11 protein-coding genes are annotated in these 12,040 nt (G+C 49.2%); 10 read left to right on the forward strand and 1 reads right to left on the reverse strand.

Annotated features, from left to right (window positions below):
* Nucleotides 1-10: 10 nt before the first annotated feature.
* The 6 genes from prmA (at nucleotide 11) to E1B03_RS23860 (ending at nucleotide 4,603) form a co-directional block, all read left to right on the forward strand.
* A complete protein-coding gene (gene prmA, locus E1B03_RS23835) occupies nucleotides 11-892 on the forward strand; it encodes a 50S ribosomal protein L11 methyltransferase (RefSeq protein WP_043017832.1) in 882 nt (293 codons plus the stop codon).
* A gap of 128 nt (nucleotides 893-1,020) precedes the next feature.
* On the forward strand, nucleotides 1,021-1,797 hold the full coding sequence (locus E1B03_RS23840; protein WP_133087042.1) for a carbonic anhydrase: 777 nt from the start codon (nucleotides 1,021-1,023) through the stop codon (nucleotides 1,795-1,797).
* A gap of 298 nt (nucleotides 1,798-2,095) precedes the next feature.
* Nucleotides 2,096-3,061 (forward strand): tRNA dihydrouridine synthase DusB, encoded by a 966-nt coding sequence (dusB, locus tag E1B03_RS23845; protein ID WP_003025224.1) that lies wholly within the window; start codon nucleotides 2,096-2,098, stop codon nucleotides 3,059-3,061.
* Nucleotides 3,062-3,086: 25 nt separating this feature from the next.
* Entirely contained in the window at nucleotides 3,087-3,383 is a 297-nt protein-coding gene (fis, locus tag E1B03_RS23850) for a DNA-binding transcriptional regulator Fis (protein WP_000462905.1), read from the forward strand.
* A gap of 88 nt (nucleotides 3,384-3,471) precedes the next feature.
* The gene (yhdJ, locus tag E1B03_RS23855) at nucleotides 3,472-4,356 is read left to right on the forward strand and encodes an adenine-specific DNA-methyltransferase (RefSeq protein ID WP_133087043.1); all 885 of its coding nucleotides are present in this window, start codon (nucleotides 3,472-3,474) and stop codon (nucleotides 4,354-4,356) included.
* 82 nt (nucleotides 4,357-4,438) lie between these two features.
* Nucleotides 4,439-4,603: a DUF2556 family protein gene (locus tag E1B03_RS23860; RefSeq protein ID WP_003025279.1), complete on the forward strand. Its 165-nt coding sequence runs from the start codon at nucleotides 4,439-4,441 to the stop codon at nucleotides 4,601-4,603.
* Between the two features lie 46 nt (nucleotides 4,604-4,649).
* Here the strand turns inward: E1B03_RS23860 and envR are convergent, their stop codons facing one another.
* Complete coding sequence (envR, locus tag E1B03_RS23865; RefSeq protein ID WP_103769929.1) at nucleotides 4,650-5,306, reverse strand: acrEF/envCD operon transcriptional regulator; 657 nt, start codon at nucleotides 5,304-5,306, stop codon at nucleotides 4,650-4,652.
* 411 nt (nucleotides 5,307-5,717) lie between these two features.
* Here envR and E1B03_RS23870 point away from each other — a divergent pair, with 411 nt between their 5' ends.
* From E1B03_RS23870 to E1B03_RS23885, 4 genes are all read left to right on the forward strand, one after another.
* Nucleotides 5,718-6,878: an efflux RND transporter periplasmic adaptor subunit gene (locus E1B03_RS23870; RefSeq protein ID WP_103769930.1), complete on the forward strand. Its 1,161-nt coding sequence runs from the start codon at nucleotides 5,718-5,720 to the stop codon at nucleotides 6,876-6,878.
* An 11-nt stretch (nucleotides 6,879-6,889) separates the two neighbouring features.
* Nucleotides 6,890-10,003 carry an efflux RND transporter permease subunit gene (locus E1B03_RS23875; protein WP_103769931.1) on the forward strand — a complete coding sequence of 1,038 codons (3,114 nt, stop codon included), beginning with the start codon at nucleotides 6,890-6,892 and terminating at the stop codon, nucleotides 10,001-10,003.
* 270 nt (nucleotides 10,004-10,273) lie between these two features.
* Complete coding sequence (locus E1B03_RS23880; RefSeq protein WP_043017839.1) at nucleotides 10,274-10,495, forward strand: lipoprotein; 222 nt, start codon at nucleotides 10,274-10,276, stop codon at nucleotides 10,493-10,495.
* Between the two features lie 459 nt (nucleotides 10,496-10,954).
* Nucleotides 10,955-11,980: an amino acid ABC transporter substrate-binding protein gene (locus tag E1B03_RS23885; protein ID WP_003025295.1), complete on the forward strand. Its 1,026-nt coding sequence runs from the start codon at nucleotides 10,955-10,957 to the stop codon at nucleotides 11,978-11,980.
* The last annotated feature ends 60 nt before the right edge of the window (nucleotides 11,981-12,040 follow it).

Genomic DNA, 12,040 nt, shown 5'->3' on the forward strand with positions numbered 1-12,040 from the left:
GAGTTTTGCTATGCCATGGATCCAACTGAAACTGAACACGACCGGTGCCAACGCTGAAGAGTTGAGCGATGCGCTGATGGAAGCGGGCTCCGTTTCCATTACTTTCCAGGACACGCATGATACGCCGGTATTTGAGCCTCTTCCTGGCGAGACACGCCTGTGGGGTGATACCGATGTTATCGGCTTATTCGATGCAGAAACCGACATGAAAGAAGTGGTTGCCATCCTGGAACAGCATCCGCTACTGGGCGAAGGCTTTGCGCATAAAATCGAACAGCTCGAAGACAAAGACTGGGAACGCGAATGGATGGATAATTTCCACCCTATGCGCTTTGGCGAACGTCTGTGGATTTGCCCAAGCTGGCGCGATGTTCCGGATGAGAATGCCGTCAACGTGATGCTGGACCCGGGTCTGGCGTTTGGTACAGGCACTCACCCCACCACCTCTCTGTGCCTGCAATGGCTGGATGGTCTCGATCTTAACGGCAAAACGGTTATCGACTTTGGCTGCGGCTCCGGCATTCTGGCCATTGCGGCACTGAAGCTGGGTGCGGCGAAAGCAATCGGCGTGGATATCGATCCGCAAGCGATTCAGGCCAGCCGGGATAACGCCGAGCGCAATGGCGTTTCCGAGCGTCTGGAGCTATACCTGCCAAAAGACCAGCCTGAAGCGATGAAAGCTGACGTGGTGGTCGCCAACATCCTTGCCGGCCCGTTACGTGAGCTGGCGCCGTTAATCAGCGTATTGCCCGTTGAGGGTGGTTTATTGGGGCTTTCAGGTATTCTTGCCAGCCAGGCGGAAAGCGTTTGCGAAGCCTATGCCGATCTCTTTACGCTCGATCCGGTTATCGAGAAAGAAGAGTGGTGCCGCATTACCGGTCAGAAAAAATAACTCCCTTTCGGCGTGGTTGTCTGACCACGCCATTTTCAGACAATTGACCAGCATACTGACACGTTCCCCAGCGATATAATAATCAATTGATTTTGTTAATTTTATAGTGATTTTCGTTGAGTAAACGTATGCGCTTCAAGCTATTTACCACAACTTTACTGACAGCATGCCTGATGCCGCTGTCCGCGCTGGCCGCACCGTGGGGATATACCGGAGAGACTGGCCCCGCACAGTGGGGAGAAATCAGCAAAGAGTATACAACGTGCCAAACCGGAACAAATCAATCACCCATTGATATCCAGTCCTCCACAACCAGTAAACTCGGCCTTCCCGCGCTCAACATGCAATACGTCGATGGCCCAACAAGATTTCTGAGCATTGACCATATGCTACGGGCAACAATGAGTAGCTATGCCTCCAGCTCCATTGAAGTTGATGAAAAGATTTATTATCTCAAACAGTTGGATTTTCACGCCCCGAGCGAACATACCCTAAACGGTAAAACCTATCCGCTGGAGCTGCAGTTAGTCCACAAAAACTCAAACGGAGACGTCGCTATCGTGGCGGTCATGCTTGACGTTGGCGAACCTAACCAGGCAATTCAAAATCTGTGGGAATCTTTTCCAACCATGGAAGACAGCAGCATGCCTATTTTCTCGCCCGTCAATATCAACCAGCTTTTACCTGACAACAAAACCTACTGGCGCTACAGCGGTTCGTTAACAACGCCCCCCTGTACCGAAGGCGTCAGTTGGACTGTCCTGAAAACGCCTGTTGCCCTTTCCGCCGAACAACTGGATAAATTTCACTACATTGTTGGACCTGCGAATAATCGCCCACCGCAACCGTTGAATGAACGCAAGATAATGGACAGCCATTCAGGGGATACCGAGATCCTGTACTAAAATGAGGTAGCGATCACACAATGGCGAGACAATTTGCTGATTAATTCAGCAGAATATCTTGCCAGCGCGATCCGTAGCTGAAGAAAAAATGAGAAGTTACGCAAAATTATATGCGTATATAAAATCGACACATTTTTCTAATGCGATGATTTATATGATTAAATATTTTCATACGTTCATATTTACGGCAATTCATTGATCCACCTCAGTGGATTGGTCAAAGTTTGGCCTTTCATCTCGTGCGAAAAATGCGTAATATACGCCGCCTTGCAGTCACAGTATGGTCATTTCTTAACTCATGCGCATCGGACAATACCAGCTCAGAAATCGCCTGATCGCAGCACCTATGGCTGGCATCACTGACAGACCATTCAGGACGCTGTGTTATGAGATGGGAGCCGGATTGACGGTATCCGAGATGATGTCTTCTAACCCGCAGGTTTGGGAAAGCGACAAATCTCGTTTACGGATGGTGCACGTTGATGAGCCAGGAATTCGCACGGTGCAAATTGCCGGTAGCGACCCTGTTGAGATGGCCGATGCCGCACGTATTAACGTGGAAAGCGGCGCCCAGATTATTGATATCAATATGGGGTGTCCGGCTAAAAAAGTGAATCGCAAGCTCGCAGGTTCAGCCCTCTTGCAGTACCCGGATCTAGTGAAATCAATACTAACCGAGGTCGTCAATGCAGTGGACGTTCCTGTCACACTCAAGATTCGCACCGGCTGGGCTCCGGAACACCGTAACTGCGTAGAGATTGCCCAACTGGCTGAAGACTGTGGCATTCAGGCTCTGACCATTCATGGACGCACCCGCGCCTGTTTGTTCAATGGAGATGCTGAGTACGACAGTATTCGGGCAGTTAAGCAGAAAGTTTCCATTCCGATTATCGCGAATGGCGACATTACTGACCCGCATAAAGCCAGAGCTGTACTCGACTATACGGGGGCGGATGCCCTGATGATAGGACGTGCAGCTCAGGGAAGACCCTGGATCTTTCGGGAAATCCAGCATTATCTGGACACTGGGGAGCTGCTGCCCCCACTGCCTCTGGCAGAGGTGAAGCGCTTGCTTTGTGCGCACGTTCGGGAACTGCACGACTTTTATGGTCAGGCAAAAGGGTACCGAATTGCGCGTAAACACGTATCCTGGTATCTCCAGGAACACGCTCCGGATGACCAGTTTCGGCGCACATTCAACGCCATTGAAGATTCCAGCGAACAGCTGGCGGCGTTGGAGGCATACTTCGAAAATTTTGCGTAAACAGAAATAAAGAGCTGACAGAACTATGTTCGAACAACGCGTAAATTCTGACGTACTGACCGTTTCTACCGTTAACTCTCAGGACCAGGTAACTCAAAAGCCCCTGCGTGACTCGGTTAAACAGGCACTGAAGAACTATTTTGCTCAATTGAATGGTCAGGATGTTAACGATCTCTATGAGCTGGTACTGGCTGAAGTAGAACAGCCCCTGTTGGACATGGTGATGCAATACACCCGCGGTAACCAGACCCGTGCTGCCCTGATGATGGGCATCAACCGTGGTACGCTGCGTAAAAAACTGAAAAAATACGGCATGAACTGATACTAATCAGTTAAATGTTTGTTTTAAAAGGCGCTACTCGGCATGGGGAAGCGCCTTTTTTATTAACGTCACACGGGAGGCTTTGGCGATGAACGCAAGATGTGAACCTGTCTATTTTGGCGATGAATCTAAAAAGATAATCCTGGGTGATGCACTGACCGAACTGAAAAAGCTGCCTTCTGAAAGCGTCGATCTCATTTTTGCCGACCCACCTTATAACATCGGTAAAGATTTTGACGGGATGGTGGAGTCCTGGGATGAAGAGGCTTTTCTGGCGTGGCTGTTTGAGTGCATTGACGAGTGCCATCGCATTCTCAAACCGCACGGCACCATGTACATCATGAATAGTACGGAGAACATGCCGTATATTGATCTCAAATGCCGCCAGCTCTTTACTATCAAGAGCCGTATCGTGTGGTCATACGATAGCTCAGGGGTACAGGCCAAAAATTACTTTGGTTCCATGTATGAACCGATCCTGATGATGGTAAAAGATCAGAAAAACTATACGTTTAATCGTGATGATATTCTGGTTGAAGCCAAAACTGGCGCCAAACGCGCACTTATAGACTACAGAAAAAATCCGCCTCAACCCTACAACCAGAAAAAAGTACCGGGAAATGTCTGGGATTTTCCACGTGTACGTTATCTGATGGACGAATACGAAAATCACCCGACCCAAAAGCCCGAAGCCCTGCTCAAACGCATCATTCTGGCGTCCTCCAACCCAGATGATAAGGTGCTGGATCCCTTTGCCGGTAGCTTCACAACTGGAGCCACCGCCGTGGAATTGGGTCGCAAGTTTGTCGGGATTGAGATCAATGCCGAGTACGTAAAAATGGGGCTCAGAAGATTGGGTATTGGATCTCATTTTTCAGAGATGGAGCTTGCAAAGGTGAAAAAGCGTAAGACAAAAAATCTGTCTAAAAAGAGTCGATTAACGGCAAAGAACGGCGATCTTTCTGCAAAGTAAAAGCATTGTAAGTCTGCTTTTCAGGTGGCAGATTTCGTGTATATTCCCTGCACGCTTAGGCATGAATACACAGGGTTTAGTAATGATTCGCAAGTATTGGTGGCTGGTTGTTTTTGCGGTCTTCGTTTTTCTTTTCGACGCTCTGCTCATTCAGTGGATAGAGCTGATGACAACAGAGCACGACAAGTGCCGGAATATGAACTCAGTGAATCCCCTTAAGCTTGTCAACTGCGTCGACCTCGAATAGTACCACCGATAGCACGTCGACAGCCGTCAGGCTCTGGCGGCTAAATCTACCCAGGTTGATTTTCACTCTGCATTAATTGCATTACGCAGCCGTCCGGACTTAACATTTTTAATACGTTATCAACTAATACCGGTGCTTGCCCATACAGATCATAACTCACTGGATTCATTAACCAGTTTTTTATTATTCCGCTAAAGCTACCGTGCAAAATAATGATGATGACATCTAAATCCAGACTAGTGGCAATCAGATTTTCATCTACACACCTCTGCAAAGATTCACGAATACTTTGATGACTGAGACCTATTTTATCGCGAATCGCCTGCTCTGATATCATATCGTTATGAAATTCACATTTATGATATAAAATTTGCATTAATGCCTGCTGGCGAGGATTCTGCGCAATATATTGCAAACCCACAACCAACTTTTCACGCAGTCGCTGTAAAGGATTATCTCCCCAACGGCCAATAAGCTGGTCCTGAATAAGATCGCGCAATGGCGGTTGTTGTAACCATAGCTCATTAAACAATTGCGTCTTGTTTTCAAAATGCCAATACAGCGCCCCCCGCGTCACGCTGGCGGCGTCTGCAATGTCGTTTAACGTCGTATTGCTAACGCCGCGCGCAGCAAACTGCACAATCGCTGTTTCTATCAGGTGCTGTCGCGTTTTGAGAGCATCAGCTTTCGTTTTTCTGGCCATGGTTTCGACTGTCTGGATAGAGTAGAGAATGATTAACTTTCTTATCTAATATTTACTATACGGAACAAATGTATCACTTAGCATTTATTTAGACGAGGTTTAAACGCGCTAATTGCAGACATTACACACGAATAAACAAAACAAATAAAAACCGCCAATATATTCACCAATCAAATACTCATTTCAATATGTGTTTTCACGCATCATAGTATTGCTATTAATGCCATAATGAAACGGCAGAGAATTAATCTTTTTTTGTTTTTACGTGCCGTGTACCCCGCCCATAAATAAGTATTGCTTACATCGCAAGCTAATAATTTGTAGGATAGCCAACTATTATTTTTCTTGTGCGCGTTATCGCCTCTGCGTTACCCGGTTAATAACGAGCGTTCGGTTTTTTAAGGAATAGAAATGACGAAAAATGCCAGGTTCTCACTCCTGCCCTCATTCATCATCATCTCCGCAGCATTACTCGCCGGTTGTAACGATCAGGGAGAAACACAAGCTCATCCCGCAGAGCCGCAGGTGACTGTCCATGTCGTCCAAAAGGCCCCTTTAGCCGTAACGACCGAATTACCAGGGCGCACAACGGCATTTCGTATTGCGGAAGTCCGTCCCCAGGTCAGCGGGATTGTACTTAAACGGAATTTCACCGAAGGAAGCGATGTTGAAGCTGGCCAGTCGCTTTATCAGATCGACCCCGCGACTTACCAGGCAGACTATGACAGCGCCAAAGGCGAACTGGCAAAGAGTGAAGCTGCTGCCGCTATCGCGCATTTAACGGTAAAACGTTATGTCCCGCTGGTTGGCACTAAGTACATCAGTCAGCAAGAGTACGATCAGGCAATTGCTGATGCCCGCCAGGCCGATGCCTCCGTGGTCGCGGCAAAAGCGGCGGTCGAAAGCGCACGTATCAACCTGGCCTACACCAAAGTGACATCCCCCATTAGCGGACGTATCGGTAAATCAAACGTCACCGAAGGCGCACTCGTCACCAACGGTCAGGCAACTGAGCTTGCTACCGTTCAGCAGCTTGATCCTATTTACGTCGACGTAACGCAGTCCAGTAATGACTTTATGCGCCTCAAACAGTCCATTGAGCAAGGGAGCCTGCATAAGGACAGCGCCAGCAGTACCGTCGAACTGGTGATGGAAAATGGTCAGTCGTACCCGCTGAAAGGCTCGCTGCAATTCTCTGACGTGACGGTTGATGAAAGCACCGGTTCAATCACCCTCAGGGCCGTATTCCCTAACCCACAGCACACGCTGCTGCCGGGCATGTTTGTGCGCGCGCGTATTGATGAAGGTGTCCAGCCGAATGCCATTCTTGTTCCGCAGCAGGGGGTAACGCGTACGCCTCGCGGTGATGCGACCGTAATGGTCGTTAATGACAAGAATCAGGTTGAGTCTCGCGCAGTCGTTGCCGCACAAGCTATTGGTGACAAGTGGCTCATCAGCGAAGGCCTGCAACCGGGTGACAAAGTTATCGTAAGCGGCTTACAGAAAGCTCGCCCTGGCGTTCAGGTTAAAGCAACCGCCGATACCGAAACCCCAGCCACGAAAGCCCAATAAGGTAACCGGACATGGCTAACTTTTTTATCAGGCGTCCTATCTTTGCCTGGGTACTGGCCATCATTCTGATGATGGCGGGCGCTTTGGCAATCATGCAACTGCCCGTGGCGCAGTACCCGACTATTGCACCTCCTGCGGTCGCCATTTCCGCCACCTACCCAGGTGCGGATGCACAGACGGTACAGGATACGGTTACGCAGGTTATCGAACAGAATATGAACGGGATCGATAACCTGATGTATATGTCCTCCACCAGCGATTCCGCGGGGAGCGTCACCATCACGCTGACCTTCCAGTCCGGTACCGACCCCGATATCGCGCAGGTTCAGGTGCAAAACAAACTGCAGCTCGCCACTCCACTCCTGCCGCAAGAAGTTCAGCAACAGGGGATTAGCGTCGAGAAATCCAGTAGCAGCTTTTTGATGGTCGCGGGGTTTGTTTCTGATAACCCACAAACCACGCAGGATGACATTTCCGACTACGTGGCCTCGAACGTTAAAGATTCGATCAGCCGTCTTAATGGCGTGGGTGACGTGCAGCTGTTTGGTGCGCAGTACGCCATGCGCATTTGGCTTGATGCGAACTTATTGAACAAGTACCAGCTCACGCCGGTTGATGTGATCAATCAGTTGAAGGTACAGAACGATCAGATTGCCGCAGGTCAGTTAGGGGGGACGCCCGCGTTACCTAATCAGCAGCTTAACGCGTCTATCATTGCACAAACACGACTGAAAGACCCTGAAGAGTTCGGCAAAGTGACTTTACGCGTGAACAGCGATGGTTCGGTTGTTCACCTGAAGGACGTTGCACGGATCGAATTGGGTGGTGAGAACTACAACGTCGTGGCACGTATTAACGGTAAGCCTGCATCCGGTCTTGGTATTAAGCTGGCAACCGGGGCGAACGCGCTGGATACCGCTAACGCCATCAAAGCCAAGCTGGTTGAGTTGCAGCCGTTCTTCCCGCAGGGAATGAAAGTGGTCTATCCGTACGACACGACGCCGTTTGTAACCATCTCCATTCATGAAGTGGTAAAAACGCTGTTTGAAGCGATTGTACTGGTATTCCTGGTCATGTATTTGTTCCTGCAAAACATCCGGGCAACGCTCATTCCAACCATCGCTGTCCCCGTCGTATTGTTGGGCACATTCGCTGTACTTGCCGCGTTCGGCTACTCGATAAACACTCTGACGATGTTCGGCATGGTGCTCGCCATCGGTCTATTGGTCGATGATGCGATAGTAGTGGTGGAGAACGTGGAACGCGTGATGATGGAAGATAATCTGCCGCCTAAAGAGGCGACGGAAAAATCCATGTCACAAATTCAGGGCGCGCTGGTCGGTATCGCCATGGTGCTGTCTGCGGTCTTCATCCCGATGGCTTTCTTTGGTGGTTCAACCGGGGCTATCTATCGGCAGTTCTCCATCACCATCGTTTCCGCCATGGCGCTTTCTGTACTGGTAGCGCTGATCCTGACTCCCGCACTTTGTGCAACGCTGTTGAAGCCGGTATCGGCTGAACATCACGAGAAAAAAAGCGGTTTCTTTGGCTGGTTTAATGCCAAATTCGATCATAGCGTTAACCACTATACCAATAGCGTCAGCGGTATTGTGCGTAAAACCGGGCGTTACCTGGTTATCTATCTGATCATCGTGATCGGAATGGCGGTACTGTTTATGCGCCTGCCGACCTCCTTCCTGCCAGAGGAGGATCAGGGTGTATTTATGACAATGATTCAACTTCCGGCGGGCGCTACGCAAGAGCGCACCCAGAAAGTACTGGATCAGGTTACTCAGTACTACCTGACCAATGAGAAAGCTAACGTCGAAAGTGTCTTCACGGTGAACGGTTTTAGCTTCAGCGGTCAGGGGCAAAACTCAGGTCTGGCGTTCGTTAGCCTCAAACCCTGGGATGAACGTAGCGGCGAGGGAAACAGTGTTGAAGCGGTCATTGCGCGGGCCACACGCGCTTTCAGCCAGATCCGCGATGGGTTGGTCTTCCCGTTCAATATGCCCGCAATTGTGGAATTGGGCACCGCAACCGGCTTCGATTTCGAGCTGATCGATCAGGGCGGTCTGGGACATACAGCGTTGACGCAAGCACGTAACCAACTGCTGGGGATGGTGGCTAAACACCCCGATCTGCTGGTTCGCGTACGCCCGAATGGACTGGAAGATACGCCGCAGTTTAAGCTGGATGTCGATCAGGAGAAAGCACAAGCGCTGGGGGTTTCGCTGTCGGACATTAACGAAACCATCTCTGCATCACTGGGCGGCTATTACGTTAACGACTTTATTGACCGTGGCCGCGTGAAGAAAGTTTACGTCCAGGCAGATGCAAAATATCGCATGCTGCCAGCAGATATCAATAATATGTATATCCGCAGCGCCAATGGCGAAATGGTTCCGTTCTCTGCGTTCAGTGCATCACATTGGATCTATGGTTCACCGCGCCTGGAACGTTACAACGGTATGCCATCCATGGAAATACTGGGCGAAGCGGCACCCGGACGAAGCACTGGTGAAGCAATGGCGTTGATGGAAAGCCTGGCGGAAAAACTGCCAAACGGTATTGGTCATGACTGGACGGGTATGTCCTATCAGGAACGACTGTCAGGTAACCAGGCACCCGCTCTATATGCCATCTCGCTAATCGTTGTCTTCCTTTGCCTTGCTGCATTGTATGAAAGCTGGTCGATCCCCTTCTCGGTCATGCTGGTTGTACCGCTTGGCGTGGTTGGCGCACTGTTAGCTGCATCGCTGCGTGGTATGAATAACGACGTCTACTTCCAGGTGGGCCTGCTAACCACTATTGGTCTCTCGGCTAAGAACGCCATCCTGATCGTCGAGTTTGCCAAAGACCTGATGGATAAAGAAGGCAAGGGGTTGATTGAAGCGACTCTGGAGGCGTCACGCATGCGTCTTCGTCCAATCCTGATGACATCTCTGGCGTTTATTCTGGGGGTTATGCCTCTGGTTATCAGCCACGGTGCGGGTAGCGGTGCGCAGAATGCGGTCGGTACAGGCGTAATGGGGGGAATGCTGACCGCGACACTGTTGGCAATCTTCTTCGTCCCGGTCTTTTTCGTAGTCGTCAGACGGCGTTTTAGTCGGCATAACGATTAATTTGTAAAATAAAGGCGTCTTCGGACGCCTTTTGTACCCAAGAAGCCCCTCTTTATTTATTAATAAGATAGCCATTTATTTCTTAATAACCTTTCCTGAAAACTCCCCCATTAACGTTCTTTTTATCCATTATTTTTACAATCCACATGAATTGAGATTATTCCTCATGTCAGTCTTTTTTTAAGCGGTGGTAAAATAACCCGAGTTCGCAGATGGCTTAGCGTTTGTCTTTGCTCAATTAGCGAAACGCTTATTTTTTGAGGTAACACCATGAAAAGATTAATATCCGTTGCATTGCTTACCGCATTGCTTGCCGGCTGTGCACACGATTCTCCTTGCGTACCTGTATACGACGATCAGGGACGCCTGGTTCATACCAATACCTGTATGAAAGGCACCACTCAGGATAACTGGGAAACAGCTGGTGCCATCGCAGGTGGCGCAGCAGCCGTTGCCGGGCTGACGCTTGGGATAGTTGCCCTGACCAAATAAATCTCCATAAAAGCGCGGTGGATACCGCGCTTTTGCAATAAGAATTAAATCTTTATATAAGACAAAACGTTGGTTTATAGCACTCAATGTATAATAAAATTATTATAGATTCGCCTCACATATCCATGATTTGAAATTAGCATTTTTTCAGTTCTTCGTAACACCGTGTTTTCTTTTCATTATTCTCACGCCATCAATATTAACGTCCGAAATTGTTATCCTGCGTCCTGTCTGATTTTTAAATTTTTTGCGCCGAAATGTGGCTTACGTTTCAATTTTGCACCACTTCAGGGCGCTGCATTTATTTTTTCCTGTCTACACTCTGCATATTGCGTCGAATAATCGTGCGCAAAAACCTGGCACTACCTTTGCTTAAAAGAGTATGGCCATAGCCACAGACAGGTAAAAAACGTTTTCAGAACGTTTCCATAACAATAATTCCTCCACACAGGATGCTCTATGAAAAAGATGATAATAGCCAGCCTGGCTGCGGCCGGCGTGCTGCTTGCGGTTGCAAATCAGGCACATGCCGGCGCAACACTTGATGCCGTAAAGAAAAAAGGTTTTGTGCAGTGTGGGATCAGTGACGGGTTGCCTGGCTTTTCTTACGCCGATGCAAGCGGTAAGTTTTCTGGTATTGATGTCGACGTATGTCGTGGCGTTGCCTCTGCCGTATTTGGCGATGATAGCAAAGTGAAATATACCCCGCTCACCGCCAAGGAACGCTTTACCGCGTTACAGTCTGGTGAAGTCGACATGCTCTCTCGTAACACCACATGGACCTCTTCTCGTGATGCTGGGATGGGGATGTCTTTCACGGGCGTAACTTATTACGACGGCATTGGTTTTCTTACTCACAATAAAGCAGGCCTAAAAAGCGCTAAAGAGTTGGATGGCGCAACGGTTTGTATTCAGGCAGGAACAGATACTGAACTGAACGTAGCTGACTACTTTAAAGCCAACAACATGAAGTACACCCCCGTCACCTTTGACCGCTCGGATGAATCCGCTAAAGCTCTGGAATCTGGACGCTGCGACACGCTGGCTTCCGACCAGTCTCAGCTGTACGCCCTGCGAATCAAGCTGAGTAATCCTGCGGAGTGGATTGTCCTGCCAGAAGTTATTTCTAAAGAACCGCTGGGACCTGTCGTACGTCGTGGGGACGATGAGTGGTTCTCCATTGTTCGCTGGACGCTGTTCGCCATGCTGAATGCGGAAGAAATGGGTGTTAACTCGAAAAACGTCGATGAAAAAGCGGCTAATCCTGCAACGCCGGATATGGCACACCTGCTAGGCAAAGAAGGGGATTACGGCAAGGATCTGAAGCTTGATAACAAATGGGCTTACAACATTATCAAGCAGGTTGGTAACTACTCAGAGATCTTTGAGCGGAACGTTGGATCGGAAAGTCCACTGAAGATCAAGCGTGGGCAGAACAACCTCTGGAATAACGGTGGCATTCAATATGCACCACCGGTGCGCTAATGCGTAGTGATGTAACGGGCGCCGCAACTGCGGCGCTCAGCCCAGAGTCATAGTTACCGA

This window comes from Citrobacter arsenatis (assembly GCF_004353845.1).
Classification (GTDB): Bacteria; Pseudomonadota; Gammaproteobacteria; order Enterobacterales; family Enterobacteriaceae; genus Citrobacter; species Citrobacter arsenatis.